We start from the raw sequence: 26,830 nt of genomic DNA on the forward strand, positions 1-26,830 counted from the left end.
GCACCCGTGAGGAGGGCGAACGGAACGCCTCAGTCGTCAGCGGGAACGTCGTCCAGGAAGCGGGCGATCTCGCGCACCGCCGAGGCGTTGCGCGGCCCCTCCACCAGGGAGGCGTAGGGCAGGGTGAGGAAACGTCCCCGCCGGACGGCCTCGAGCTCGGAGACGGCGGGGTGCCCGCGCAGGAAGTCGATCTTCTCCGCGGCGCTCCTTCCTCCGTAGTCGTTGATCAGCACGACGTCCGGGTCGGCGCGCAGCACGGTTTCCCAGCTGACCGTGGTCCAGCTGTCGTCGAGATCGCGGAAGATGTTCTCCCCACCAGCCTTGTGGATGATCTGGTCGGCGGCCCCGCCGTTTCCCGAGGTGACGGGTTCACTCCTGCCCGAGTCGTAGAGGAAGACGCTGGGAGTGTCCCCTCCGGCGTTCCTCTCGCGCGCCTGCGCGATGGTGCTCCGGTACTCGGAGACCAGCCGCTCGGCCCGCTGCCGCACCCCGAACAGCTCGCCGAGGTTGCGGATGTCGGTGTACAGCGCCCGCAGCGGGGGCATGATGCCGCGCGCGTCCCGGGCACCGCTCCGACGGCAGGACTCGCTGAGCACGTAGGAGTCGATGCCGGCCTTCTCCAGGCGTTCGGGGGTGAAGCGCTCCGTCTCGCCGAACCCGTAGTTCCAGCCCGCGAAGACCATGTCCGCCCCGGCGGCCCGGACCCCCTCCATGCCGATCTCCTCGCCGAGGTGCGGTGTCCGTTCGAACTTCGCGGACCAGGGCGAGCTCCGCACCCCGTTGCGCTGTCCGTCGGACAGGAAGTAGCCGGCCATCCTGTCCTCGAGCCCGAGCGCGAACATGATCTCGGTGATCCCGATGTCGTTGGTGACCACCCTCCGCGGTGGCCGGTCGAAAGTGCGCTGCCGCTCGCAGTTGTCCAACCTCACCGGGAAGCGTTCCGGGGGCTCGCCCGAGGACGTGGTGGCCACCCTGGCGCCGCACCCCCCGAGCAGCAGGACACCGGACATCAGCAGGGAAACGCCTGCGAGTGCTTTCCGCCGGATGCGCACTGTGGATCTCATCCTTTCGGTGGTTCGGCCGTGCCGGAGCCGGTGGCCGGGGCGAACAGCAGCTGGGGGACGTCGCTGTCGGGGTGGCGGACGACGTGCGCGCGCACCCCGAAGACGTCGCCGACGACTTCGGGGGTCAGCACCTGCCCGGGAGGGCCACCGGCCACCACGTGCCCGCCGCTGAGCACGTAGACCTGGTCGCACCAGGCCGCGGCCAGGTTGAGGTCGTGCAGCGCGGTCAGCGTGGTCATGCCCAGCCGGCGCACCAGGGACAGCACCTCCAGCTGGTGCCGGATGTCGAGGTGGTTCGTGGGTTCGTCCAGCACGAGCAGCTCCGGTCGCTGCACGAGCGCTCGCGCGATGAGCACCCGCTGCTTCTCACCGCCCGAAAGCGACAGCACGCTCCGCTCCGCCAGGTGCGCGCAGCCCACGGCGCGCAGCGCCTCCGCGTGGGCGCGGTCGCGTTCCTCCCGCCCCGTTCCGCGGTGCGGGGTGCGGCCCATCTCGACGACCTCGGTGACCGTGAAGTCGAATTCGGACTGGGACTCCTGGGTCAGCGCGGCCATCAGGCGGGCGCTCTCCCGCAGGGACATCGCGGAGACGTCCGAGCCGCCGAGCCGGACCTCGCCCCGGTCGGGGCGCAGGGTCCGGTACACGCAGCGCAGCGTGGTCGACTTGCCGCTCCCGTTGGGCCCGACCAGCCCCACGAGCGCGCCCGAAGCGACGTGCACGTCCACGTCCCGGACGAGTCGCACGCCCGCCGCGGACACGTCGACACCTTCCACGTCCAGGTCCATCAGTTACCTCCCAGCGCGTTTCCGCGGCGGCGCATCAGCAGCAGGAAGCACGGAACACCGATCGCCGCGGTGATCACACCGAGCGGGAGCTGTTCGGGGGCGGCGACGGTCCGCGCGAGCAGGTCCGTCCACACCAGGAACACCGCACCGGCGAGGGGAGCCAGCAGCAGCACCCGGCGGTGGTCGGCCCCGACGAGCAGCCGCGCCAGGTGCGGCAGCATCAGCCCGACGAAGCCGACGGCTCCGCTGACCGCCACGAGCACACCGGTCACCGCGGCGGCCACCACGAACAGCTCGCGGCGGAAACGCGCCGGGCTCACCCCCAGCGTGGTGGCGGTTTCATCGCCCATGGCCAGGGCGTTGAGCCTGCGGGCCGACAGCAGCAGGTAGCAGAGTCCGCAGGCGACCACCACCGTGGCCACCGGCAGCGAGTTCCAAGTGACGCCGCCCAGGCTGCCGAGCAGCCAGAACATGGTGGACTTGGCCGCGTTGCCGTTCGGAGCCTGGAAGATCAGCAGCGTGGTGACGGCGGAGAACCCGTAGGACATCGCCGTTCCGGTCAGCACCAGCCGCAGCGGGGCGAGCCCGTTCGAGGTGCGGGCGATGGCGTAGACGAGCGCGGTGGCGCACAGCGCGCCGAGGAAGGCGGCCGTGGACAGGGCGTACAACCCCAGCGCACCGAGGATCCCGTACAGCGCGACCGCGCTGGCTCCCACCGAGGCTCCGGAGGAGATGCCGAGCACGAACGGGTCGGCCAGGGCGTTGCGCACCATGGCCTGGGTGGCGACCCCAACAGCGCTCAACCCGGCTCCGACCACCGCGGCCAGCAGCACCCTGGGCAACCGGACGTCCCGGATTATGTAGTAGATGCCGGCGTCCTCGGCCGGGATCACTCCGCCGCGCACTGCTTCGCGGAGCAGTGCGACGGTCTTGCCGAGGGGAATGCCGGTGGGGCCCAGCGCGACTCCGCACACGACGGAGCCGAGCAGCGCGACCCCCAGCAGCAGGCACAGCAGCGGAAGGCGGAGCCTGCCGGGACGTTGCCCGCGCGGTGCCGCTCGAAGCTGAGCCGTATCGCACAACCCGGGGACCTTTCTGCGTTGCAGACCACGCGAAGGCACCCGGCGCGCACGTGTCCACCCGGGACGGGTGTCGTGCTCGGGCTCCCTCCCCGCAGTCCTCGACGGTGGTGGAGCTTTCCGCGCCCTCACCGGGTCCGCTTCCGGGAGGGCGCCGCGACGACGTCGGGCTCTCGGGCTTGCTCACGCGAGCTCACCGTTGCGGGTCAGCGCCGGATTCGCACCGGACTTCCCCCGAGCGCCGTCGTTGTGGTTTTCCTGCGGGCGGATCTTCTGCCAAATGTTGGCGATTGTCCATGCTTTGTGCGGCTGGCCACAGCCGAGCGCGCTCGGCACCGGGGAGGTGACCGGGGAGAAGCCCGTGGAACGGGAGTTGTCCGATGTGGCGGGAACTTTCCGGTGCGTTCCACCCGGTGCGGGGCGCGCCGCGCGCACCGCGCCGTCGTGGTGCCGGGCGTCGTGGTGCTGTTCGAGGGGCGGGCAAGCCCCGCGACAGCGGGCGGTGAACCAACCGTTCGCCGGGAAAACCGGTGGAGAGGGTGAGGCCGGCGGGATTCGAACCCGCACTGGCTAGGACGTAGTCACAAGGGGCGAATTGGAGGGAGCGACATATGTCGAAAACGACCGTTTCTCGGCGTGGACGCGGCACGAACCAGCGCCGAAGCCGCTCACCTCGAAGGCGAGACCGCGAAAGTTGAGGAGTAAACCGCGAAGTCGGAGGCGCGGGCGGCGAAGTCAGCGGCCGGAGGATCGCAGCGATGAGCGAGCACCGAGCCGAGTGTGCCGAGCTGCGAGCCGAACGTCCTCGCCGAGTTCGTGCGTCAGCTCTCGTCGAGTGCGCGCTCCGCATAGGTGATCAAGTTCTGACAGATGTGGCAGTGCGTCGGGACCTCCACGCTGGCCATGTCGAGCTTGTAGAGCCAGAACGGCGGGAAGCTCTCGCCGTCCTCACCGGCCTCGAAGGCTGCCCGTCCCTCCTCGGTCAGACGCTCGATCTCAGCGAGGTACTGGTCAGTCATGTGGTAGAATTCCTCGAAGCCGTGCTCGCGCACGTACTCGAAGTTGAATCGGATCGACTCGAGTGCGATCGGGAACGGATGCAGTCCGAAGTGACCCCGCATACCCTCGACCAGCTCGTCGACGTCTGCCGATCGGACCACCGCGTCCAACCGCGCCCAACGCCCCGACTCGCGGTAGTCGGTAAGTTGGGTAGCGATCAACTGTCGGGCAGCGGCGAGGTTGTCCCGTTTTTCGTCGAACAGGCGCAGCGCCGCGTCCCGCGCCTCGGAGCTTCCTGTTTCGTGGGCCTCCTTCACGGCCGCCACCAAGTGCGTCACGATCGCACCGTCGGCGGACATCTGCGCGCCGAACTGTCCCCACTTCGCGGGTATACCCTGCTCGGCGATGCTGTCGAGGAACCGAGTACCACTGAAAGTCACGATCGGACCTCCGCGTGCTGACCAATGATCCTGTCCGGCACACGCTAGACAGGAATACGATTTGATCACGCCGCCGAACGGGTACCGCTTGTTGACTCATTCGGGTGGCGTGGTCAGCACCCCGCGAACAGTCGCGCTCACATCGTCCAGCGGTACCGTTTGCTGAGCTCCCGTGGTCAGGTCACGCACGGTCACACGCTCACTGGCCCAATCGTCGGCGCCGATGATGACCACGGCTTGTGCTCCGGCTTTCGCTGCGCGGGAGAGTTCCTTGCCGAGCTTGCGTACCTCCAACGGCGTGGTTGTGCGCAGTCCGGCCGAGCGCAGCGAGCGCGCCGCACGACGGGCAGGCTCGAACAGAGTCCCTTGAGTGGGGATGACGACGACATCGACGTCGCTGCGCGGTTGCGGCAACAGACCGTGAGTGTCCAGGAAGTCGATGATGGTGACATCGCCCATGCCGAACCCGAAGCCGGGAATCTCCTTCGAGGAGTACAACCCGACCAGGTTGTCATAGCGTCCCCCACCGAACAGAGAGCGCCGGTTCGTCGGGTCCGTGTCGAACACCTCGAACACCGTCGATGTGTAATAGTCGAACCCGCGGACGATCAGTGGATCGAATTCCACGAGATCCGCGGCGTCGGTATCGAGCACCTGCAGCAACCGCGACTCGTCGCGCACCTCCTGCGGCAGCTCCCGCACGGCGGCGGGACCATCCTTGACGATCTGACCGAGGCGGGCGAATTGCTCGTCCGACAATCCGATTTCGGCCGCGTCGGCCGCGAGCGCATCGTGGGTGACCTTCTCCCAGCGGTCAAGCAGGTTCGCGGTGGCGCGGATCTGCTCGTCCGGCACCTCGACGATGTGGCGTAGCAGTGCGTCCAGCAGCACCCGGTCACTGACGCGCAACCGGTACATGTCCGTGGTAGCTCCCAAAGCGGCCATCATGTCGTGGATCAGCTCGAAGAACTCCACTTCGACGGCTGTGCTCGTCGAGCCGAACAGGTCAACGTTGATCTGCCAGTGCTCGCGCACCCGGCCGCGCTGCGGACGTTCGTAGCGGTGACAGTTCGGGTGCGAGTACCAGCGCACGGGGAACGTCAGTTTGCCCGCGTTGCCCGCGATCATGCGCGCTACCGACGGTGTCATCTCCGGGCGCAGCGCCAGTCGCCGTCCTCCCTGATCCGTCAGCGTGTAGAGCTGCTGTGAGACGATCTCTTGCGAGGATTTTGCCTCGTAGATCTCGACCGGTTCCAACTGCGGACCGTCGTAGCGCTGGTATCCGTACCGTTCGAGCACGTCGTAGAGCCGATGGAACACCTGCGTGCGGATCGACATCTCGTCGGGCAGGAAGTCGCGAGTTCCGCGATACGGCTCGGTCGGCAGGTACTCGGCCACGGTTGTCCCTCGTTGCAGATCGACAGTGGTAAGGCAGTACTCAGGGTAACCGAGGCCGATTGCCACCGTTGCGGCGCTCGCAGCACCGTCAATCGAGTGCCGCCGTCAGGAAGCACCACGGCCGGACGCGCGAACCCCCGATATCCCGCGTATCTTGCTCGTCTCGCGGGAGCATCGGGGTGTTGTGTTTCGGGCCAGGTCTCGACTGCTGTGGCTGAGTCCGGCGCGGAGCAGCTGTGGAACTTCGTCTTCACTGGTAAGTGAGGCCGGCGGGATTCGAACCCGCACTGGCTAGGACCTAAACCTAGTGCCTCTGCCTGTTGGGCTACGGCCCCCTGCGGCACAGAGTACCGATAGGATCCGACTCGGCCCGGGACGGCCCCGATTCGGGCGAGTCCACGACACGGCCAGCGTGGCCGCCCGTTGGTGCCGTGGTGTGATCTACGCTGTGCACAGCCGGGTGCCGAATCGGGGATGTGGTGCCCCCGGCCGCGTACCTTCGATCACCGCAACCAGGCCGACCACGACCCCAGAAGTACGAGGAGGACAGGTGGCCCGCGATCCCGACGCCATCCAGCGCGACATCGAGAAGGCACGCGAGTCGCTCGCTGCCTCGTTGGACGAGCTGGAGACCAAGGCCAACCCGACGCGCGCCGTGGAAGCAGGCAAAGCCGGTTTGCAGGAGAAGCTGGAGGACCCGCGGGTCCGCTACGCGTTGATCGGCGTCGGCACCCTGGCAGCGGTGCTCGTGCTGCGCAAACTGCTGCGCTGACTCCTCCCCGCCGTTTCCTCCCTGCCGCGTCCGGTGGCGAAACCGGTCGAGCCCCACCGGATCGCGGGGCCGCGGGACACGTTCCCGCGCGGACGGCTCCGCCAGGACGGGAACACGCCTGAAGGCGGGCCGCCCGCGGTGCTGGGCGAAACGGCAGCCCCGCGTTCCGCTAGCGTCGCGGCGAGCAGCGGAAGTCGGCAGCGCGGGCAGCGGCGGCAAACCTCGTCCGAGCTCGCTCAGCGCAGCAGGGGCAGCAGCGCCTCGTGCAGCACGCGGTCCACGAACCGCTGGTCGAGCGGTTCGCCGGTCAGCATGAGCCGGTGGATCAGGGCCGCCCCCGCGAGCTCGACGACGGTGTCCACCGGAGCGTTCTCGCGGACCTCGCCGCGCTCGCTGCCCCGGTCGATGATGCGGCGCAGCACGTCCCGCTGCGGCAGCAGGAAGGACTCCCGAAACGCCTCGGCCAGCTCCGGCTCGTGGGGCAGCTCCCCCACGAGGGCCTGCGCGGCCTTGCCCACCGGTCCGTCGAGGAACTCGGCGAAAGCGCTGAGGAACTCGCCGAGGTCCGTTTCCAGCGCCCCGTTGTCCGGCTGGGGGACGTTGCGCTGCACCAGCTGGGTGCAGGTGTCGATGACCAGCTCCAGCTTGGACTCCCAGCGGCGGTAGATGGTCGCCTTGCCCGCCCGCGCCTGCGCGGCGACGGCGTCCATGGTCAGCGCGCGGTAGCCCACCTCGGCCAGCACTTCCAGGGCCGCGGTCCGCAGCGCGGCGTCCCTGGTGGAGTCCCTGGGGCGTCCGCGGGCCGCTGACGCGCCCTCGGGCCTGCCGCGGGTGCTGCTCGTGGGGTGGGGGGCTTGCCAATCGCTGCCGAGCGGTGCGTTCACGGTGGACATACTAGTAGTGCCCCACCGGATGTGTTCGTTCGAAAGGGGGCGGGACCGTCCTGCGAAGCGGTGGTACCGCGGGATCCCCGAACGGACCGGCTTCGCGTGCTCGGCGATCCCGTCCGGATCCGGGAGGGTCCGGAACCGGGGAGCTGGCGGCTTCAGCGGAGCTGGCTTCCCGGGTTCTGCTGCGCGGCCGCGGCCGCGGCGGCCTGCCGGGCCGCTGCCCTGGTGGCCTCGTCGGAGAGTCCGTGGCGGGCCTGGAGGTAGGCGGTGCTGAACGCGAAACCGTCCCCGTCGAGTAAGTGGATGACGACCCGCCCCGCGGAGTTCGGCGCGAGTTGCTCGATCAGCTGTTCCGCCTGGTCCCTGGCCGAGATCAGACCGGGAGCGTGCGCCACGCGGCTTTCCGCTCCCATCGTGACGGTGACCGTCCAGTCGTCGCCATCGGGAAGATAGTTGGCTGTGATGTGCCCCTGAGCCATGATGCCTCCGCGTCCAGCATGCTCGATCTTCGCCGTGAACTCGCGCGTTCCGGCCGAAAGGCGGCCGCATTGGGCGTGGATCGGCGCGGTCGCTCACGCGTGGTCAACGACTCTACGGGTTACTCCCCGGTCAGGTCTTCGGGGCGGTCCACATCGAAGCCGGAGGCGACGTCCTCGCAGGCCACGAGAGCGACCCCGTGCGTGCGCAGGTAGTCGCGCGCCCCGCGGTCGCCCGCGGCGAGCTCGGACACCCCCTCCCAGTGCCGCCTGCCCAGCAGCACCGGGTGACCACGCTCACCCTCGTAGCAGGCCGCGGCCAGCGCGTGCGGTTCCGCGTGACCGGCGATCCGCCGCGCCGCCTCGGCCGTGACTCCGGGCATGTCCACCGGCAGCACCAGCGCCCCGGTGGCCTCCCGCGCGGACTCGGCCGTGGCCAGCCTCCCCAGCCCCGCGCGGAGGGAGGACCCCATCCCCGTGGGCCAGTCCGCGTTGCGCACGACCTCCGCGGCGGAGAGGTCGGCCCGCTCGGCGACGGTCGCGGCGGACGCGCCGAGCACGACGACCACGGGTGAGCACCCGGCCAGCCGCAGCACGCGCACCGCCCGCTCCACGAACAGCTCACCCCGGGTGCGCAGCAGCGCCTTGGGCGCCCCCATGCGCTGCCCCCGCCCCGCGGCGAGCACCAGACCGGCCACCGGCTCAGGCATGGGAGTGGATCGGGCCGCTGGTGTGCGTGAGCGGGGCGGCGCTGGCTTCGTTGCGCAGCGCGACGATCTCGGCGGCGATGGACACGGCCGTCTCCTCGGGGGTGTGACCACCGATGTCGAGCCCGATCGGGGCGCGGAGCCGTTCCAGCTCCGCTTCGGTCACCCCGGCCGAGAGCAGGCGCTGCCTCCGGTCGGCGTGGGTGCGGCGCGAGCCCAGCGCGCCGATGTAGGCGGCCGGGCCGCGCAGCGCCTCCTTCAGCACGGGGACGTCGAACTTCGCGTCGTGGGTGAGCACGCACACGACCGTGCGCTCGTCCCGCTCCGCGGAGGCCAGGTAGTCGTGCGGCCAGCGCACGACCACTTCGTCGGCGGCGGGAAAACGTTGCTCGGTGGCGAACACGGCCCTGGCGTCGCACACGGTGACGCGGTAGCCGAGGAACTTGCCCATCCTGGCCAGCGCGGCGGCGTGGTCCACGGCGCCGAAGACCAGCATGCGCGCCGGGCTGACCCAGGCCTCGAGGAAAACGGCGTGCTCCCTGCCGCGTTCCCCGGGAACGCACAGGTTGCGCAGTTCCGAACCGCCCCGCTCGAGCATCGCCCTGGCCTCGGCGAGCACCACCCCGTCGAGTTCCGGATCGCCGGTGCCGCCCGCGTGCTCGTCCGGCCACACGGCCAGCGTGGCCCCGGAGTCGAGCACGCGGGCCACGGAGACCGGTCTGCCCGCCTTCGTCGAACGCAGCGCCCGGGACAGCACCTCTGCCGTCCCCCCGGAGCCGTGCACGTCGGCGTCGGCCCCCGCCGAGGGGTGGACGGGGTGCAGGTGAACCTCCAGGTCGCCGCCGCAGGTCAGCCCCACCGCGAACGGATCGTCCGGGTCGTACTCGAAAGTGGTCCGGCGCGGGCGCCCCTCGGAGAGCGCCTCGAGGGCCAGGGCGTGGACCGAGCCCTCGACGCATCCCCCGGACAGGCTTCCCGCTACGGCCCCGTCCCGCCGTATCGCCGCGGCGGAACCGACCCCTCGGGGGGCGCTGCCGCGTATCTCGACGATCGAGGCGACGACGAAGGCCTCGCCCGCTTCGGTCCAGCTCAGCAGATCATCGGCGATGTCACGCATGAGTGCCTCCTTCGACTGGCGAACCGAGCGGGAAACCGTTCCCGATGTCGCTTCCCGGGCCACCGCGGCGCCGTCGCCCCGGCGGTGAGGTTCACGAGACGCCGAACACGGCCTTGATCCCCTCGATCCCGAAGTAGAGCGCGAACACCAGGGACAGGATGCTCAGCAACCAGCCCAGTTCCCTTGTCCGTCCCTTGCAGATCTTGATCGCACAGTAGGAGATCAGTCCCGCACCGACACCGTTGGTGATCGAATAGGTGAACGGGATGATCGCCACGGTCAGGAACACCGGGATCACGAAGTCCTCGTCGCTCCACGGAATGTTGCGCACCTGTGCCATCATCATGCCCCCGACCAGCACCAGAGCGGGAGCCGCCGCCTGCGCGGGCACCACGGCCGCCAGCGGGGTGAACAGCATGGTCGCGGCGAACAGGGCCCCGGTCACCACGCTCGCCAGGCCGGTGCGCGCCCCCTCGGCCACGCCCGCCGCCGATTCGAGGAAGACCGTGTTCGGCGAGGAACCGGTCACACCGCCGGCCACGGCGCCTGCGCCGTCCACGAGCAGGATGCGCCCCATCCCCTGGACCTTGCCCTCGGAGCTGGTCAGCCCGGCCTCGTTGCCGACGCTGGTGATCGTGCCCATGGCGTCGAAGAATCCGGACAGCACCAGGGTGAACAGGAAGACGGTGGCCGCGAGCACGCCCGCGTTCACGAACCCGCCGAACAGGTCGATGTTGCCGAACAGCCCGAAATCGGGTGTGGCCACCAGGCTCGACGGCAGCTCCGGAGTGGTGCGGCCCCACTGCTCGGCCGGTATGTCGAACACGGCGTTGGCCACGATCGACAGCACCGTCCCGGACGCGATGCTGATCAGAATCGCTCCGGGGACCTTCCGGGCCATGAGGACGATCATCAACAGCAGGGTGAAGCAGAACAGGCCGAGCGGCCACCCGAGCAGGTGGCCGTTCGGGCCGAGCTGCACCGGCACGTCGGTGTCGGCCGCGTCGGGCTGCCTGCTCACGAATCCGGCGCTGACCATCCCGACCAGCGCGATGTAGAGGCCGATCCCCACGGTCAGCGCGGTCTTGAGCGGAAGCGGGATCGCGTTGATGATCCGCTCCCGTATCCCGCTGACCGCCATCACCACGATGCACAGGCCCTCGAGGACCACCAGCCCCATGGCCTGGGCCCAGGTCATCTCGGGGGCCACGGTGAAGGCGACGACCGGGATCACGCCGAGCCCTGCCGCCATCGCCAGCGGTGCGTTGCCCACCACCCCCATGAGCACGGTCATCACCCCGGCGCACAGGGCCGTGGCCGTGGTGATCTCGGCGTTGCCGAGGCTGGCCCCGGTGACGTCCTCGGACGAGCCGAGCATGAGGGGGTTGAGCAGCACGATGTAGGCCATCGCCACGAAGGTGGTGATTCCGCCCCGCAGCTCACGGCCCACCGTCGAGCCGCGTTGGGTGATGCGGAAAAAGCGGTCCAACGAGGAGCGGGGCCCCTCGGATTCGGCTGCCGGATCTTCCTCGCCGGAGTCCTGGCGCAGCTGGGTCATGCGTCCTCCCCTGCCGGTGGGCGCCCCCGGCCCGCACCGCCGCGCGGAACGAACCGGACTTCTCCTCGGGCGCGGGACGGCACGATGCCGCCGGCCCGATTAGGGGCGTTTGAAGAATCTGCTGAGTTTCCGAGCACGGCGGTTTCCGCCCCGCTCCGCGTGGGGAGGAGCTCCTCGTCGCTCCACCCCGCACCCGCGGCGCCGCCGACCCGGTCGTCGTGACCGGCGCCGCTGAAAAGGCACTGACAGACTAGGAGACGCTCCGCCGGCCCGGTTCGGTGGCTCCGGGGAAGCCGGAGGTCGGCGGACTCGTCCCGCCGCTCGAGCGGTCAGTACTCGACGCGGTCGCTCTTGGCCAACCAGGCGTCGAAGGGGGCGGTGCGGTTCTCGGTGCCGAGGCGCCGCACCGGGGTCGGCCACACCGCGTCCGGATCGGTGAACAGCTCGTAGAACGCGCGGTCGTCGAAACCGGCCCCCGCGGCGTCGTTCCGGTCCGCGGAGTAGAGGACGCGGTCCAGCCGGGCCCACAGGGCCGAGGCCATGCACATGGGGCACGGTTCGCACGAGGTGACGAGCACGCAGCCGTCCAGCTTGAAGTCTCCCAGCGCACGACACGCGTTGCGGATGGCGGTCACCTCGGCGTGGCCGGTCGGGTCGAGGCTCGTGGTGACCGTGTTCGTGCCGGTGGCGACGATCTCGGAACCGCGGCCGACCACCGCCCCGAACGGACCGCCTCCGGCGGCCACGCTCTCGGTGGCCAGACGTATCGCCTCCTGCATCCAGGAGGTCTCCGGCCGCTGGTGCGCGGAAGCCGTTTCCGGTCGTGTGGACACGGGTTTTCCTTTCGTGGTGGGTGCGGGGCGGGCGCTGTCGGTGCGCCCGCGACCGCTTCGATGCGCGGATGGGTGGGAAGGCTCACTCGACGATGTGGTCCGGGCCCACCGGGACGTGGTTCAGCGCCTTGCCGGTGGCCGCGCGGATCGCGGCCACGATGGCCGGGGTGGAGGAGATGGTCGGGGGCTCGCCGACCCCGCGCACCCCGTAGGGGGCGTTCGGGTCCCCGCGTTCGATGACGTCGACGTTCATCGGCGGCATGTCGAGGATCGTCGGGATGAGGTAGTCGGTGAAGGAGGGGTTGGCTATCCGACCGTCGTTCACCTGGATCTCCTCCATGACGGCGAGCCCGAGCCCCTGGGCGGAACCGCCCTGGATCTGGCCGACCACGGAGTCCGGGTTCACCGCCTTGCCCACGTCCTGCGAGCAGTCCAGCTGCACGACCTTGACGAGGCCGAGCCCGGTGTCCACGTCCACCACGGCGCGGTGCGCCGAGAAGGCGTGCTGCACCTGCGCGCGCTCGCTGGCGCCCCGCTCGTCCAGCGGGAACGTCTCGCGGTGGTGGTACTCCCTGGTCTCCTCGATCACCTCGTCGCCGAGCACCTCGGTCACGTCGGCCAGCACCCCCGAGGTCTCCGAGACCACCTTGCCCCCGGACAGGTGGAGCCCCGCGGCGGGTTCGTCGAGCGCCTCCGCGGTCAGGTCCAGCAGTTTCGCGCGCACCGCCCTGCAGGCCACCTGCACGGCCCCTCCCGTCACGTAGGTCTGCCTGGAGGCCGAGCTGGACCCGGCGGGTCCCACCGAGGTGTCGTTCGGATGGATGTTGACCCGTTCCACCCCGAGCTCGCTGCGCGCGATCTGCTGCTGGACGGTGACCAGGCCCTGGCCCACCTCGGCCGCGGCCGTGTGCACCACCGCGATCGGCTCTCCCGCGATGACCTGCAGCCGCACCCGCGCGGTCGAGAAGTCGTCCGCGCCCTCGGCGTAGCAGACGTTCTTGATGCACACGCCGTAGCCGATTCCGCGCACCACGTCCTCGCCGTGGGTGGTGTTGGACGCACCGCCGGGCAGGTCGCGGATGTCGGGCTCGGCGGACTCCGCCGCCGAGGGCTCGGGGAGGGGCAGCTCCCGCACCCGTCGCAGCAGCTCCTCCACGGGAGCCGGGTAGTCCAGCACCTGGCCGGAGGGGGTGGACTCCCCGCGGCTGATCGCGTTGCGCACGCGCAGGTCCACGGGATCCATGCCGAGCCGCTCGGCCAACCGGTCCATCTGGGACTCGTAGGCGAAGGCGGGCTGCACCGCACCGAGCCCGCGCATGGCCCCGCACGGCGGGTTGTTGGTGTACATGCCCCAGCCCTCGATCCGGACGTTGGGAACGACGTACGGGCCCACCCCGAGGGTGGTCCCGTTGCCCACCACGACCGGCGTCTTGGACGAGTACGCGCCGCCGTCGAAGTACAACCGCGCCCGGACGAAGACCAGATCCCCCTCGCTGGTGGCCCCGTGCTCGTAGTACATGGTCGCCGGGTGCCGGTGCACGTGCCCGAAGAAGGACTCCGCCCGGTCGTAGACCATCTTGACCGGCCGTCCGGTGCGCAGGGCGAGCATGCACACGTGCACCTGCACGGACAGGTCCTCGCGACCGCCGAAGGCCCCGCCGACGCCGGACATCGTCATCCGCACCAGCTCGGGGTCCAGCCCGAGGGCAGCCGCGGTCTGCTTGCGATCGGTGTGCAGGTCCTGGGTGGCCAGGTACAGGTCGACGCCGCCGTCCTCGCCCGGGATGGCCAGCCCCGCCTCGGGGCCGAGGAACGCCTGATCCTGCATCCCCACCGTGTAGGTCCCGGACACGACCACGTCCGCCGCGGCGTCCGGGTCGCCCTTGACGATCGGCTGGTAGCGGACCGTGTTGCCGCCCGGGTGCACGGCGGGAACCGACTCGTCGTGAGCGGCCCGCTCCGCGTCGACGACCGGTTCGAGCACCTCGTAGTCGACCTCGATCAGCTCCAGCGCCCTCCGCGCGGTCTCCGGGTGGTCGGCCGCCACCAGCGCCACCGCCTCACCGCGGTAGCGGACCACATCGGAGGCCAGCACCGGCTGGTCGACGTCCTTGAGCCCGTACAGGTTGCGGCCGGGAACGTCCTCGGCGGTCAGTACCGTGCGGACCCCGGGGGTGCGCAGCGCCGGGCCGATGTCGACCGAGCGGATCCGCGCCGAGGGGTGCGGGCTGCGCAGCGTCGCGCCCCAGAGCATGTTCTCGGCCCACAGGTCGGAGGCGTAGGCGAAGTCGCCGCGTACCTTCAGCGCCGCGTCCGGGCGCTGCGGGGACTCCCCCACACCGCCCGCGATCTCCTCTTCCAGGTCCTGGGGACGGTGGGCGGGGGTGTGCGTGTTGCTCATCGGGCCACCTCTTCGCGCGGGTGCGTGCGTGTTCGCCGTGGACGTGCGTGCTCGGGCGGGGCGGTTCCGGCGGTGGGCCGGTGCGGTTGGTTCATCCGCCCCTCCCGGTTCCGAGCCGGGCGCAGGCGCGGCGCAGCTCCGCGGTCAGGTCCCGTTCCGACTCCCGGACCAGCCGGGAGTCCTCGACCAGCGCTTCGCCGCCGCGCCACGACCTGCGCAGTGGTGGGAGCGGGCCGAGCGCCAGGGCGGCCACCGGATCCCCGATCCCGGCGTGTCCGAGACCGCTCAGGTCCCACAGGGCGACGTCGGCCAACTTGCCCGGTTCGAGCGAGCCGAGTTCGGCCTCCCTGCCCAGGCAGCGCGCCCCGCCCCTGGTGCCCATCCACAGCGCATCGCGCACCGACAGCGCGTCCGGGCCGTGCTCGGCGCGGCCGAGCAGCAGCGCCTGCCGCAACTCGTCCCCGAGCCGCCCGGACTCGTTGGAGGCCACTCCGTCGATCCCCAGCCCGACCGGGGCGCGCGCGTCCAGCAGGGGACGCACCGGAGCGGTGCCCGCGCCCAACCGCCCGTTCGAGCTGGGGCAGTGGGCCACCCCGGTGCCCGTCTCGCCCAGCCTGCGGATCGCCCCGTCGGACAGGTGCACGCCGTGCGCCAGCCACACGTCCTCTCCGAGCCAGCCGACCCGCTCGGCGTACTCGACCGGGTCGCAGCCGAACTCCGCGGCGCACCTGTCCAGCTCGTCGGTGGTCTCGGCCAGGTGCGTGTGCAACCGAACCCCGTGCTCGCGGGCCAGCTCCGCCGAGCGGCTCATCAGCTCCGCGCTGACGGAGAACGGTGAGCACGGGCCCACGGCCACGCGCAGCCGGGAGTCGAACCCCGGGTCGTGGAACCGCTCCACGGCAGCGGCCGTGCCCTCCAGCGCGGAATCGATGTCCTCCACGGCGGAGTCCGGGGGCAGTCCCCCGGCGGACCGCCCCCGGTCCATGGAGCCGCGCACCGCGTGCAGCCGCACACCGATGCGCTCGGCCCCGGACACCACGCCACCGAGCACGTCCCCACCCGTGCGAGGGAACACGTAGTGGTGATCGGCGACCGTGGTGCACCCGGACAACGCCGTCCAGCCCAAGCCGGCGGCGGCTGCCGAGCGGGTGAGGTCCTCGTCGATGCCTGCCCACACCGGGTAGAGCTCGGTGAGCCAGTCGAACAGCGTCGAGTCGACCGCGCAGCCGCGCGTCGCCCACTGGTAGAGGTGGTGGTGGGTGTTCACGAGCCCGGGGGTCGCCAGGCAGCCGGTGCCGTCGACGCGCCGCTCCGGCCCGTTCCGGGGCGGAGCCGGTCCCGGACCGACCGAGCGGACGAGCCCGTCCTCCAGCACCACGTGCCCCTCGGTGTACTCGTTGCCGATCCCCGAGCCGTCGGGGGCCGCTCCGTCGACGGTGACCACCGCGGCCCCTTCGATCACGGTTCGTCGGGGAAGTCCCCGCTGCTCGACGTCGCTCATGTCCGTCGCTCCTCGGGCGAATCGTCCGAGGAGCCTGACGGGGAAGCGCTCGCGGCGGCGCGCACCGCCTCCATGATCTTCTCGTAGCCGGTGCACCTGCACAGGTTTCCCGCCAGGGCCTCCCGGATCTCGGCGTCCGAGGGATTCGGTACGCGGTTGACCAGGTCGTCCGCGGCGACCAGCAGCCCAGGGGTGCAGAAGCCGCACTGGACGGCCCCGGTCTCCACGAAAGCCCGCTGCACCTCCGAGAGCTCGTCCTGCTCGGCGAGTCCCTCGACGGTTCCGACCTCCCGCCCCTCGGCCTGGCCCGCCGCGACCAGGCAGGCGCAGACGGGCACGCGGTCCAGGTACACGGTGCAGGAGCCGCACTCGCCCTGCTCGCAGGCGTTCTTCGACCCGGGCAGGCCGAGTCGCTCCCGCAGCACGTACAGCAGGCTCTCGCCCTCCCACACGTCGTCGGCGGTGGTGGCGCGGCCGTTGACGGTCAAAATCAGGCGCATCCTTGCCTCCCGGCGGTTGCGGTGCCGTTGCGGTACTCGTCCCAGGCCCACCCCAGGGTTCGCCTGGCGAGCACGCCCAGCGCGTGCGTGCGGTAGCGGGCAGTGCCGCGCACGTCGTCGATCGGGATCGCCGCCCGAGCCACCAGCTCGCCGAAGCGTCCGACCACCGATTCGGGCAGTGGATCGGGACGCTCCCAGCGGCGGCTCTCGGTCAGTTCCCCGGCGAGGAACTCCTCGGCCTCGGTGGCGGCCCGCGGTGTCGGGGCCGCGGCGCCCATTCCGGTTCCCACAGTTCCCCGCCGGGGGTGCAGTGCCACGGCGAAGGTGCACACGGCGATGACCATCGCGTTGCGGGGGCCGATCTTGGAGAACTGCTGGGGACCGGTGGCTTCGGGCACGTGCACGGCGGAGACGAGCTCGTCCGCGGCGAGGGCGGTTCGCTTGACCCCGGTGAAGAACTCGGAGACGGGCAGCGTTCGGGTTCCGCGCACCGACTCGAGCTCGACCTCGGCCTCCGCGGCGATCAGCGGAGGGTGGCCGTCCCCGGCGGGAGAGGCCGAGGCCAGGTTCCCGCCGAGCGTGCCGCGGTTGCGGATTTGCGGGGATCCGACCGTGCGCGCTGCCACGGCCAGACCCGGCAGGCTCGTGCCCAGCTCCTCGATCAGGCGGGAGTAGGGCACGCCCGCCCCGACGCGCAGCACGGCGCCTCCCGGGCGCGGGTCGCGGGACCACTGCGCGAGCCGCTCGACGCGCGTCAGGTCGAGCAACGTGCCGGGGCGGCTCCGGTCGAAGTTCAGCTCGACCATGACGTCGGTGCCACCCGCGATCGGCGTCGCGTCCGGGTGGTTGGCCTTTGTCTCGAGAGCTTCGCTCCAGCTGGCCGGTCGAAGGAAGTCCACTTACTTGCCCCTCCAGATCACAACCCGGGACAGGTCGTTGGTTGTGACCAAGTACACAGCCCGCTCGCCCGTGCTGACTAGCGGTGGAAAACATGAATCAACCCATCGGTGAACGAGAGGTGTTCGTGGTTTCCTACAACTGCGGTCCGGGAGGGGGAGGCGGCTCGGTCCGCGGTGTTTCCCCGGAATGACGTTTGAGTGCGATTCGCGTTTCGCGGGGGAGGTTTCCCTTGTCGCCGTCCCCGGAGTGCTGACTAAGGTGCGCGCGTGCTTCTCGGCGATCTGCTCGACGACCCCCGGCTCGGTTTGAGCCTGCTCACCGGGCGGGACCGACTCGACAGGCCGGTTCGCGGCGTCTACATCACCGACCTGATCGATCCGCGGCGCTACCTCCAGGGCGGTGAACTGGTGCTCAGCGGGCTGGTCTGGCACCGCGACGCGAGCGACTCGGAAGCCTTCGCAGCCGCCCTGGCCGAGTCGGGGGTTGCCGGGTTGGTCGCGGGCACGGCACGCCTGGGCAAGACTCCGCCCGATCTGGTCGATGCCTGCGCGCGGCACGGGGTGCTGCTGTTCGAGGTCCCGGTGACGGTCAGCTTCAACACCCTGTTCGAACGGGTGCTCGGCGCGGTTCGCGACGAGCCCGCTCCGCGGCGGGACCTGGTCGCCGACGTGGCCGCGGGAGCGGATCTGACCAAGGTGCTCGCCGCTGCCGCCGCCGAACTCGGCACGGACTGCTGGGTGTGCTCGGCCGTGGGGTCCGTCGTGGCCGGGCGCGGGGAGCTGCCCGTGGAGGTGCTGCGCGCGCTGGTGCGGGAGTTCCTGCGGGCGGAACGCCTCCCGAGGACGGTGTCCACGGGGGCGGGGGAGAGCTACGTGCTCCGGCCGATCGGGTCCGGGACGGAGTCCCGCCCCGCGCGGTGGTTCCTCGTGCTGCCCGGGCGCCCGGAGGAGGGGGAGCAGGAGCGCGGTTCGGTCTGCGACGAACTCGCGACCGCGGTGGCTCTGCTGCGCACCCGGCTGGAGGAGGGGCGGCGCGCCGCGAGCCGCCCGTTCGGCGCGGCCGTGCGGGGGCTGCTCGACGGTTCGGTGGACTCGCGCGAGGCGGCGGCCCGACTGCGGGAGGCCGGGGTTCCGCCGGAGGGCTCGCTGCGCGTCGTGTCGCTGGATTCGTGCGGAGCCGCCGCGACCTCGGTCGAGCTGATGCGCGAGATCGCGGCGGCGACCGGGTTGCCCGCGGTGACGGTGGAGACGGACGCGGGGGCGCTGGCCGTGTTCGCCGCGGGGGAGCGGTCGGGCGCGGAGCCGGACGAGCTGGCCGACTGGTTGCGGCGCACGCTCACCGACCTCGAGTGCGCCGCCGAGTGGTTCTCCGTGAGCGTCGGGGTCAGCGACCTCGGGCACGCGGGCGGGCTGCGCGGGCTGGTCGAGGAGGCCGACTACACCCGGCGGTTGGCGCGGCGGCGCGGACAGCGCTGCGGGATGGTCACGGCCGAGGACCTGGTTTCGCACCAGGTGTTGCTGTCCGCCGTTCCCGACGAGCTGCGGCAGTCCTACCGGCAGCGCTTGCTGGCGGGGCTGCTGGACTACGACCGCAGCCATCACTCGGAGCTGGTGCACACCCTGCGCACCTTTCTGGAGTGCTCCGGTTCCTGGGCGCGCTGCGCGGAGCGACTGCACGTGCACGTGAACACGTTGCGTTATCGCATTCGGCGGGTGGAGGAAATAACCGGGCGTGATCTGGGTGACTTTTCCACGCGGGTGGACTTCTATCTGGCCCTCCAGACAAATACCTGAACTTTTCTCGGAAAAGATCGTTCCGCCTGCGGCGGCAGGAGTCGTGTTCGCGGGCTGACGAGCTGTCGACTTCGCTCGGATCGTGACGAAAGACACGGCGGAAAGGGCGAGTATCGTGGTGCGACGGAGCGCTTTTTGATCACTCGCCGTGTCAGTTGTCACAATCGATTCCGCTGTCCGGGGGAAGCCTGCCGTGTGATTGGAAAAAGCGCCTCCATCGGCGGTACCGTTTCTGGTCGGCGCACGGCAGTCCCCGCGGCTCGGATCTCCCCGGAGACCCGCTTCGGGTCGGCCCTGGCCGGATTGGTGTGTTCCCCGCTACGGCCCGCCAACGGCCGAGAAACGGAGGTTTCGGGATTGACCGACCTGTCCGCCACCAACGCTGTGACGGACCGCACTGGCGGCGCCGCTGTCGTCGACCGCTTCACGGTCGGCGGGTACTCGTCCGCTGAAAGCGCATCCGAATCCGTTCGCGAGTACCTGGATCGCCGGCGACCCGCGACCCCGTGCCTGGCCCTGGACCTGGCCGTCGTGCGCGACCGCTACGCGCGGCTGCGCGCCGAACTGCCCGCGGCGCGGATCTGCTACGCCGTCAAGGCTAATCCCGACCCCCGCGTGGTCGCCGAACTCGTCTCCCTCGGGGCGTCCTTCGACGTGGCCAGCCCCGGTGAGATCGACCTCTGCCTGCGGCAGGGGGCCGCTCCCGAGTCGATCTCCTACGGGAACACGATCAAGAAACCGACCGACGTCGCCCACGCCCACCGGAAGGGCGTCCGGCTGTTCGCCACGGACAGCGCCGCCGACCTGGAGAACATAGCCGAGAACGCTCCCGGGGCAGGGGTGTTCTGCCGAATCGCCGTGGACAACACCGGATCGCGGACCCCCTTCGGCCGCAAGTTCGGGTGCTCGCCCGCGGACGCGGCGCTGCTGCTGGCACGCGCGAACGAGCTGGGGCTCGATCCCTGCGGGGTCTCCTTCCACCTCGGGTCGCAACAACTGTCCACCGAGGCGTGGGAGCACGGCGTGGCCGCGGCGGCCGAGACCTTCCGCGCCTTCGACACCGGCGGGCCGCGCATGCTCAACCTGGGCGGCGGATTGCCCGCGACCTACACGCAGCCCTCCCCGGACCTCGCGGAGTACACCGGAACGGTGCACGCGACGCTGCGGCGTCACTTCGGCGAACACCCCCCGGAACTGCTCGTGGAACCGGGGCGTTACCTGGTGGGGGACGCGGGCGTGCTGCGCAGCGAGGTCGTGCTGGTGTCCGAGGACACAACCGGCAGGGGCAGGTGGGTTTACCTGGACGCGGGACGTTACAACGGTCTCGCGGAGACCGAGGGGGAAGCGATCACCTATCGGTTGCGTACCAGCCGCGACGGCGACCCGACGGGCCCCGTCGTGCTGGCCGGACCGACGTGCGACGGAGACGACGTGCTCTACCAGCACAACGTCTACGAGCTGCCGACCACCCTCCGCGGCGGGGACACGCTCGACGTGCTCAGCGCGGGCGCCTACACCGCGAGCTACTCCTCGGTCTGCTTCAACGGGTTCGAGCCGTTGACCACTTACTGCTTCGACAGTGCCGAGACCACCGAGCGAGCGTGAACGACCGCTGCGGCGGTCCTGGCTCGTTCGAGGGAGATTTTCAGCAGGAATCTGCGAAATGTTGGGAGGTCGATAGATGTCAATTGACGCCGGAACCCTGCAACCCGTCGGTCTGTTCACCGGGCAACACGTCCTCGCCGAGCTGGAGGGTGTGTCCGCTGAACTGCTCGATGACGAACAGTTCCTGACCGACGCGCTCAACAGCGCGTTGGACCGTTCTCAGGCCACGGTGTGCGACGTGATCTCGAAGCGATTCGAACCGCAGGGTGTGACCGTGCTCGCACTGCTGTCGGAATCCCACGCTTCGCTGCACTCCTACCCGGAGAACGGTTCGATCTTCATCGACGTGTTCACCTGTGGTAATCGGGCACAGCCCGAGCGTGCGGTGCACCTGCTCGCCGAGGCGCTGAGTCCGACGAACGTGAACTGCCGGACGATCCGGCGTGGTCATGACTACGAAACCGGCCTCACGTGAGGACGTGCGCCCGGCCGGACTCAGCGCAAAGGAGCGGGAGTTGATCGAGCTCGACGGCAAGCAGTGGATCCAGGAGCCGCTCGGGGCCGATATGCGGCGGCTCTGGCGTATCGACGAGGTGTTGTGGGAAGGCGACACCGATTATCAGCACGTGGTCATCGGGCGCACCGGCCAGGGAATCGCGTTGTTCTGCGACGACGACCGCCAGAGCACCGAGTTCTCCCAGCTGGTCTACCACGAGGCGATGATGGTGCCCGGCTTCCTGCTCGCGGAACAACTCGAGCGGGTGCTGATCGTCGGTTCCAGCGAGGGCGTGGCGAGTCGGATGGCCGTGCAGGCCGGGGCGAGCCGCGTGGATCACGTGGACATCGACAGGGAGTGCGTGCGCGTGTGCGCGGAGCACCTCCCGTACGGGTATCGCAGTGCCGAGCTCACCGACCTGGAAGAGGGAAGCGGTCCGATCACCCTGCACTACACGGATGGTTGGAGTTTCCTGGACAGGGCCATCGGCACGGGGCAGCGCTACGACCTGGTGATCGTGGACCTCCCCGATGAGCGAGCCGAGGACACCGACAGTCAGCACAATCGGCTCTACGGTGAGGAATTCATCCGCAGATGCCAAGCGGTTCTGGCGCCGGGAGGTGTCGTCGGTTTCCAGGCCGGAAGCCCGACCATATGGCGAAACACCACACTCACGAGGGCATACAACCGATTCAGGACGGTGTTCGACACCGTCACCTACTTCGGTTCGGACGAACACGAGTGGGCCTTCCTGTTCGGACGCGTCGAACAGCTGGACGATCCGGTGAACGTCATGCTCGACGCGCTGCCGAAGAGTTCCTACGAACCGGAGACGGTCGACGACGCGAGCCTGATCGGTCTGACCGTTCCGCCTTATTCGGTGCGTCACCAGGAGTGACTGCGCCCGGGCTCGGTCCGTGAGCGCGGTTTCGGCCGCTCGGTCGAACTCCGCGCTCACGGACCGTTCTTCGTTCGGGGCCTGCTCCCCGGAGAGGTCGGGGCGAGCCCGGCCGGGGCCCGTTCAGGCCGTGTAGGGGTGCTCGCCCAGCTCGTAGTCCTCGGCCCTGTTGAACCACTGGTCGAAAGCCAGCCCCCGGTCGCGCAGCCGCTGCTCCACCGAGTCCACGTGCTCCGCGGAACCGCCGGACTCCTCCTCCGCCGCGGAATCTATGGTGAACAACTCCTCGTAGGCCCTGTCCGGGCAGGCGTGCGTGATGAACTCCTCGAAAAGCGGCTCGCTCTCGTCCCAGCTCATCAGCTCGGTGGCTTCCAGCACGACCCGCGCCTCGTTGACGAACAGCCGCAGCGCCAGCGACTCGGCCACGCACCGCGGCACCCGCCAGTAGCTGCCGGTGAGCCTGGTCGCGACCGTGGCCGAACTCAACAGCAGCGACCGCGTGAAACGCGCGTCGTAGTTGTGCTGGTAGCAGGGGGGAAGCTCCTCCAGCACGAGCAGTCCCACCGCGCCGTCCGCGGTGGCGTCGTTGACGGTCAGCGCGAGCTCGTCGTAGAAGAGCTCGTCGGTGACGACGCTGACGGCGTGTATCAGCGCTCCCGCGGCCATCTCGGCTCGCGGGTCCCCGTGCTCGGGAAGCCCGAACACCGCCCCCGTGAACGCACGCAGTCGCTCGGAGAGTCCGCGCAACCTCTCCCGCCAGCGCTCGGTCTCGGGCTCGGAGCTGCTCGGCACGAGCTGCTCCCGCTCCGCGGGAGCTTCCTCGCTCTGCTGCCACGAAGTGGATTCGGGGATTTCGGCCTGTTCGAACGCCTCCTCTATCTCGGCCTGCAGCCTGGCGTCGGCCTCGTTGAGCGGTCCGCCCGCGTTCTGCTCGGCCGCGGCCAGGCTCTCGTTGAACTCGTCCTCGGTAATCTTGACCTCGGAGTGGGTCAGCGCCCAGTGCTCCAACACCTGACTGTCGGCGAGAACCTCCTGCACCACGTTGGCAGCGGCCGTCTCGGCCGCCTGCAGCGAAGGAGCGTCGACAGCCAGCATCACCGTCGCCCCGTCCGGACCGACCTCGATCCGGTAGTCCAGCACATCGATGTCCTCCGCTTCGGGGCCAGCAACGCCCTCGACCCGCCCGAGCTGGTGATCCAGCAGGGACACCACGCCCTCCTGCTGAAGCGGGTCGAGCTTGGAGATGTCCACCGGAGGCCGTAGCCCCGCAGTCACTACGTAGTCCACCGCGTCTCGTCCTCTTTCCAACTCGTTGCGGGCATGGTACGTGCTCGTGGCGGTGCGGATGCGCACGACGCGCCAATGGCCCTCAGCGTCCGGGCACCCGGGGAATCGGAGACCATAACCGCGTGAAGACGGTGACGGTATTCGGTAGTTGCAACATGGATCTGGTCGCTTACGTGCCGGTCGCCCCCCGGAGGGGGGAGACCGTGCACGGGCGCGCCTTTCGCACCGTTCCCGGCGGCAAGGGAGCCAACCAGGCCATCGCCGCTGCCAAGGCGGGGGCCACGACCCGTTTCGTCGGTGCCGTGGGTGAGGACGGGTTCGGCGAGCAGATCCGCGACACGCTCGCGGGCACGGGCGTGGACACAGCCGGCCTCCGCACGGTCGGGGGCAACAGCGGCACGGCGCACATCGTGGTCGACGACGAGGGGGACAACTCCATAGTCGTCGTCGCCGGGGCCAACGCCGCGGTGGACCGGGTCGACGGGAAGGCGGAGGAGCTCATCGCCTCCTCCTCGTGCTTGCTGATGCAGTTGGAGACACCCGTGGAGGGGGTGCGGGAGGCTGCGGAGACGGCGGCCGCGCACGGGGTGCGGGTCGTGCTCACCCCGGCTCCAGCCGAGCCGCTGTCCGACTCCCTGCTGTCGAAGGTGGACCTGCTGGTTCCGAACGAGCACGAGGCGGCGGTGCTCACCGGGGAGGAGGACCCGGAACTGGCGGCGGACGCGCTGCTCGACAGCGTCGGAGAGGTCGTGATCACGCTGGGGGATCGGGGAGTGCTCTACGGGAACCGGGCGGGAGAGCGGTTGCGAGTGCCCGCCTTCCCGGTGCGGGCCGTGGACACCACGGCAGCGGGGGACACCTTCGTCGGCGCGTTCGGAGCGGCCCTGGCCGGGGAGGAGTCCGTGGAACGGGCGCTGCGCGAGGGGTCGGCGGCCGCGGCCCTGTCGATCGGGCGGGAAGGGGCGAGCAGCTCCATGCCTTCGGCAGCGGAGATTGGTGAATTCTTGGAGCGCGACACGAACTGAGCGAAAAACGATCACATTCGGCGCGGTATCGTGCACGCAATGTTTTCGGTGTCGCTGTTCCGCCGGTGGGCGGGTGCACGAGCAATGTCGTTCCACCCGCCCCCGTCGGGAGCCGCCTCACTGGGCTTTGTCGTAAGCCTCCACGATCTCAGCGGGAATGCGACCGCGGTCGGAAACCTGCATGCCCTGTTGCCGGGCCCATTCCCGAATGGCCTGATTGCGTTCGCGGTCGGCGGCTTTCGGCGGTTGCGAGTTGCCGCTCGACTGACGCGTTTTGCCGCCCTTGGTCGACTTTGCGGTGCGCTTGCGGCCACCGGTGCGGCGAGCGCTGGAAAGATAGGGGGCCAGCGCATCCCGCAGATTGGCGGCATTGTCGGCCGACAGGTCAATCGTGTAGTTGACCCCGTCGAGACCGAACTCGACGGTGGAGTCTGCTTCCGAGCCGTCGACATCGTCGACGAGTTGAACCGTTACCTTCTGCGCCACTGCTAACCCTCGATTCCGGATCGTTTTCGTCGGTCATCCACAGCTTACGACGAAGCGCGGCAGTACAATAAACTAACGTTGCTCGATTGTCGCGAGCGGCTCTGCGGTCCCGTTGTGGAGTGACCTCGGCGACACGTTCCGACATGCCCCGCGGGGCAGCCGGGCGTCACCCGGAGTGCCGCAGCGATAGGGCGCGGGAGTCGAGTAGTATTGGTTTTTACGAACCGACTGCGTGGGCGTGGGTGGTTTACGGCCACACGTGAGGTTGTTCTATCGTTGAGTACGAGACAACTTGTCCGACCGCGTGCTATAAAGTACGTGCCGGTCGGAGATGTCTACCGGCAAGTGTCGCGGAGCGAGACGGGGCACGTTCCCGAAACAGGTGATCATGGCCGAGCGGATTCAGGTCGAACTCGTCGATGACATCGACGGGTCCGAAGCGCAGCAGACAGTTACTTTCGCCATGGACGGCGTGAGCTATGAAATCGACCTGAGTGAACAGAATGCGCGGAAGTTGCGCGAGTTGTTCGGGCCGTACATCAAGCAGGCGCGCCCGGCGCAGCAGCAGAACAAGCGGCAGACCACCCGTAAGCAGGAGCGCGAGGGGCGTCAGGCCAGGAAGGCCAACCGCAAGCTCACCGAGGAGATCCGTGGTGCCGCTCGGCGGACCAAGGAGCAGTACCAGCAGGATCAATCGGAGCCTGCGCCCGTCACCGACCAGGTGAACACCGAGGAGCGGGAACAGGACGCGCTGCTCGAGCAACCGCTGTCCTTCTCCCCCGGCGAAGAGTCCGAGCCGTCGCAGCAGGCTCAGGAGGAGTCCGCCGAGGAGCCCAAGGTCCCCGTGGTTTCGCTTCCGCAGTTCTCCTCGGCCACCGACTGACGCTCGGTCATCGGCCGGTACCGCCTGCTGCGGCTCGGATGGTTCCCGAGTCGTGGAAGGGGAGCGGGTGCTCTCATCGGGAGGCTTCCGCTCCGCGGCCGTGCCCCAGCGGGGCCGTCCCGCTTCAGCGGGAGAAGCGCGTCCGTTTTTCACGGGGGAGAGCGGACGCGGAACCGTCGTGCGCGAGCTACGAAGCCGCCGTCCGGAGTGGCTGGGGGTGTTCCGAACGGCGGCTCTCGTGGTGTTCGCGCGGAGTGCGGGAACCTTTCCAACTCGGGGGAAGCCGTGCTCGAGCCGGCGAGATCTCCCGTCAGGCTCCCGAACGGGCGAAGCCGGGCTGGCGAACTCCTGGCGCGCTGTCCTGACTCACTGCCGCCGGCCCGTCAGCCCGCTCAGTCCTCCGCGCGGTGCCGGCGTCCCTTGGCGCGCCGGCTCACTTGGGCCACCTGCTCGTCGGCGCCGTGCGTGCCGCCGGAGTCGCTCTCGCTGTGCTGACTCTGCTCGTGGCTGTTTTCCAGGGAGGCGAGGAACTCGGGCGGAGCGCTGTGCGTCCAGTGATCCTCTTCCGGATCGATCAGCGTGTTCCGCAGCTCGGTGTATATCGGTGTCGAATCCACTGCTACCCCCGTGGTCGTGTTCCAAGATCGAGGCTACCGCGCTCGAAGGCGACAGGCCGAGGTGTGGCCGATAATCACTCGAAGGAGACTACTCCACTGACTCGCGCGTGAACACCGCCCGCGCGGGTGATCATGTGGTCGAGCCGCACGCCGCCAGTGCTCGGTGCGAGGCTTCTCGTGCTGTTCTCCCCGTGTTGTGCTGGTGTTTGTGTGGTGGTGGGGGGTGGGTGTGTGGGCGTGTGGTTGTGGGGGTAGTGTGGTGGTTGTCGGCACGGCGGGAACTGCTGGGAGCTTTGCGGGTTGTGTGCTCGTGGGGTTCT

At 69.7% G+C, this 26,830-nt stretch carries 25 protein-coding genes, 1 tRNA gene and 1 riboswitch; of the genes, 7 read left to right on the forward strand and 19 right to left on the reverse strand.

The window, feature by feature from the left end; translation table 11 throughout:
* Positions 1-29: 29 nt before the first annotated feature.
* The 6 genes from G9Q41_RS13635 to G9Q41_RS13660 form a co-directional block, all read right to left on the reverse strand.
* On the reverse strand, positions 30-1,064 hold the full coding sequence (locus G9Q41_RS13635) for an ABC transporter substrate-binding protein (protein ID WP_165633925.1): 1,035 nt from the start codon (positions 1,062-1,064) through the stop codon (positions 30-32).
* Positions 1,061-1,849, reverse strand: coding sequence for an ABC transporter ATP-binding protein (locus tag G9Q41_RS13640; protein WP_165633924.1), 789 nt, complete (start codon positions 1,847-1,849; stop codon positions 1,061-1,063). The genes G9Q41_RS13635 and G9Q41_RS13640 overlap by 4 nt, the downstream gene beginning before the upstream one ends.
* A complete protein-coding gene (locus tag G9Q41_RS13645; RefSeq protein WP_207631639.1) occupies positions 1,849-2,865 on the reverse strand; it encodes an iron ABC transporter permease in 1,017 nt (338 codons plus the stop codon). The genes G9Q41_RS13640 and G9Q41_RS13645 overlap by 1 nt, the downstream gene beginning before the upstream one ends.
* 209 nt (positions 2,866-3,074) lie before the next feature.
* A riboswitch (cobalamin riboswitch) is annotated at positions 3,075-3,217 on the reverse strand.
* 532 nt (positions 3,218-3,749) lie between these two features.
* Positions 3,750-4,367: a hypothetical protein gene (locus G9Q41_RS13650; protein ID WP_165633920.1), complete on the reverse strand. Its 618-nt coding sequence runs from the start codon at positions 4,365-4,367 to the stop codon at positions 3,750-3,752.
* Positions 4,368-4,463: 96 nt separating this feature from the next.
* Complete coding sequence (gene hisS / locus G9Q41_RS13655; RefSeq protein WP_165633919.1) at positions 4,464-5,765, reverse strand: histidine--tRNA ligase; 1,302 nt, start codon at positions 5,763-5,765, stop codon at positions 4,464-4,466.
* A gap of 261 nt (positions 5,766-6,026) precedes the next feature.
* A tRNA-Leu gene (locus tag G9Q41_RS13660) sits at positions 6,027-6,100 on the reverse strand.
* A 215-nt stretch (positions 6,101-6,315) separates the two neighbouring features.
* Here G9Q41_RS13660 and G9Q41_RS22720 point away from each other — a divergent pair.
* Positions 6,316-6,537, forward strand: a complete 222-nt coding sequence (locus tag G9Q41_RS22720) for a DUF3618 domain-containing protein (RefSeq protein ID WP_092527153.1) — start codon at positions 6,316-6,318, stop codon at positions 6,535-6,537.
* 236 nt (positions 6,538-6,773) lie between these two features.
* On the opposite strand, the gene G9Q41_RS13670 is transcribed toward G9Q41_RS22720, so the two are convergent.
* The 10 genes from G9Q41_RS13670 to G9Q41_RS22380 all read right to left on the reverse strand — a co-directional run bounded on the left by G9Q41_RS13670 (position 6,774) and on the right by G9Q41_RS22380 (position 17,419).
* Positions 6,774-7,430 (reverse strand): TetR/AcrR family transcriptional regulator, encoded by a 657-nt coding sequence (locus G9Q41_RS13670; RefSeq protein ID WP_165633918.1) that lies wholly within the window; start codon positions 7,428-7,430, stop codon positions 6,774-6,776.
* A 152-nt stretch (positions 7,431-7,582) separates the two neighbouring features.
* Positions 7,583-7,906 (reverse strand): hypothetical protein, encoded by a 324-nt coding sequence (locus G9Q41_RS13675; RefSeq protein WP_092527158.1) that lies wholly within the window; start codon positions 7,904-7,906, stop codon positions 7,583-7,585.
* A gap of 119 nt (positions 7,907-8,025) precedes the next feature.
* Positions 8,026-8,613 (reverse strand): nucleotidyltransferase family protein, encoded by a 588-nt coding sequence (locus G9Q41_RS13680; protein ID WP_165633917.1) that lies wholly within the window; start codon positions 8,611-8,613, stop codon positions 8,026-8,028.
* Complete coding sequence (locus tag G9Q41_RS13685) at positions 8,606-9,727, reverse strand: XdhC/CoxI family protein (protein WP_165633916.1); 1,122 nt, start codon at positions 9,725-9,727, stop codon at positions 8,606-8,608. The genes G9Q41_RS13680 and G9Q41_RS13685 overlap by 8 nt, the downstream gene beginning before the upstream one ends.
* A 91-nt stretch (positions 9,728-9,818) precedes the next feature.
* On the reverse strand, positions 9,819-11,285 hold the full coding sequence (locus tag G9Q41_RS13690) for an NCS2 family permease (protein WP_165633915.1): 1,467 nt from the start codon (positions 11,283-11,285) through the stop codon (positions 9,819-9,821).
* Between the two features lie 329 nt (positions 11,286-11,614).
* Positions 11,615-12,064, reverse strand: a complete 450-nt coding sequence (locus G9Q41_RS13695) for a nucleoside deaminase (RefSeq protein WP_092528121.1) — start codon at positions 12,062-12,064, stop codon at positions 11,615-11,617.
* 136 nt (positions 12,065-12,200) lie between these two features.
* Positions 12,201-14,519, reverse strand: a complete 2,319-nt coding sequence (pucD, locus tag G9Q41_RS13700; protein WP_165633914.1) for a xanthine dehydrogenase subunit D — start codon at positions 14,517-14,519, stop codon at positions 12,201-12,203.
* Positions 14,520-14,610: 91 nt separating this feature from the next.
* Entirely contained in the window at positions 14,611-16,020 is a 1,410-nt protein-coding gene (locus tag G9Q41_RS13705) for an 8-oxoguanine deaminase (protein WP_092527165.1), read from the reverse strand.
* Entirely contained in the window at positions 16,017-16,520 is a 504-nt protein-coding gene (locus G9Q41_RS13710) for a (2Fe-2S)-binding protein (RefSeq protein ID WP_165633913.1), read from the reverse strand. The genes G9Q41_RS13705 and G9Q41_RS13710 overlap by 4 nt, the downstream gene beginning before the upstream one ends.
* Entirely contained in the window at positions 16,511-17,419 is a 909-nt protein-coding gene (locus G9Q41_RS22380) for an FAD binding domain-containing protein (protein ID WP_165633912.1), read from the reverse strand. Before G9Q41_RS22380 ends, G9Q41_RS13710 begins: the two co-directional genes overlap by 10 nt.
* A gap of 267 nt (positions 17,420-17,686) precedes the next feature.
* Between G9Q41_RS22380 and G9Q41_RS13720 the strand changes: the two genes are divergently transcribed.
* From G9Q41_RS13720 to G9Q41_RS13735, 4 genes are all read left to right on the forward strand, one after another.
* A complete protein-coding gene (locus G9Q41_RS13720) occupies positions 17,687-19,213 on the forward strand; it encodes a PucR family transcriptional regulator (RefSeq protein WP_165633911.1) in 1,527 nt (508 codons plus the stop codon).
* Between the two features lie 357 nt (positions 19,214-19,570).
* The gene (locus G9Q41_RS13725) at positions 19,571-20,818 is read left to right on the forward strand and encodes a type III PLP-dependent enzyme (RefSeq protein ID WP_165633910.1); all 1,248 of its coding nucleotides are present in this window, start codon (positions 19,571-19,573) and stop codon (positions 20,816-20,818) included.
* A gap of 76 nt (positions 20,819-20,894) precedes the next feature.
* A complete protein-coding gene (speD, locus tag G9Q41_RS13730; protein ID WP_092527187.1) occupies positions 20,895-21,293 on the forward strand; it encodes an adenosylmethionine decarboxylase in 399 nt (132 codons plus the stop codon).
* A 40-nt stretch (positions 21,294-21,333) separates the two neighbouring features.
* Positions 21,334-22,212, forward strand: a complete 879-nt coding sequence (locus tag G9Q41_RS13735) for a spermidine synthase (RefSeq protein WP_092528123.1) — start codon at positions 21,334-21,336, stop codon at positions 22,210-22,212.
* Between the two features lie 123 nt (positions 22,213-22,335).
* Here the strand turns inward: G9Q41_RS13735 and G9Q41_RS13740 are convergent, their stop codons facing one another.
* Positions 22,336-23,499 (reverse strand): hypothetical protein, encoded by a 1,164-nt coding sequence (locus G9Q41_RS13740; RefSeq protein WP_347567625.1) that lies wholly within the window; start codon positions 23,497-23,499, stop codon positions 22,336-22,338.
* Between the two features lie 122 nt (positions 23,500-23,621).
* Between G9Q41_RS13740 and rbsK the strand changes: the two genes are divergently transcribed.
* Positions 23,622-24,524 (forward strand): ribokinase, encoded by a 903-nt coding sequence (gene rbsK, locus G9Q41_RS13745; RefSeq protein WP_347567624.1) that lies wholly within the window; start codon positions 23,622-23,624, stop codon positions 24,522-24,524.
* A gap of 117 nt (positions 24,525-24,641) precedes the next feature.
* Here rbsK and G9Q41_RS13750 read toward each other — a convergent pair whose 3' ends face one another.
* Positions 24,642-25,010 (reverse strand): Lsr2 family protein, encoded by a 369-nt coding sequence (locus tag G9Q41_RS13750; RefSeq protein WP_165633909.1) that lies wholly within the window; start codon positions 25,008-25,010, stop codon positions 24,642-24,644.
* 388 nt (positions 25,011-25,398) lie between these two features.
* Here G9Q41_RS13750 and G9Q41_RS13755 point away from each other — a divergent pair, with 388 nt between their 5' ends.
* Complete coding sequence (locus G9Q41_RS13755) at positions 25,399-25,893, forward strand: Lsr2 family protein (protein ID WP_165633908.1); 495 nt, start codon at positions 25,399-25,401, stop codon at positions 25,891-25,893.
* Between the two features lie 392 nt (positions 25,894-26,285).
* Here the strand turns inward: G9Q41_RS13755 and G9Q41_RS13760 are convergent, their stop codons facing one another.
* Positions 26,286-26,510 carry a hypothetical protein gene (locus G9Q41_RS13760; RefSeq protein WP_165633905.1) on the reverse strand — a complete coding sequence of 75 codons (225 nt, stop codon included), beginning with the start codon at positions 26,508-26,510 and terminating at the stop codon, positions 26,286-26,288.
* Positions 26,511-26,830: the final 320 nt, after the last annotated feature.

It is taken from the genome of Actinopolyspora sp. BKK2 (assembly GCF_011291845.1).
Taxonomy (GTDB): Bacteria; Actinomycetota; Actinomycetes; order Mycobacteriales; family Pseudonocardiaceae; genus Actinopolyspora; species Actinopolyspora saharensis.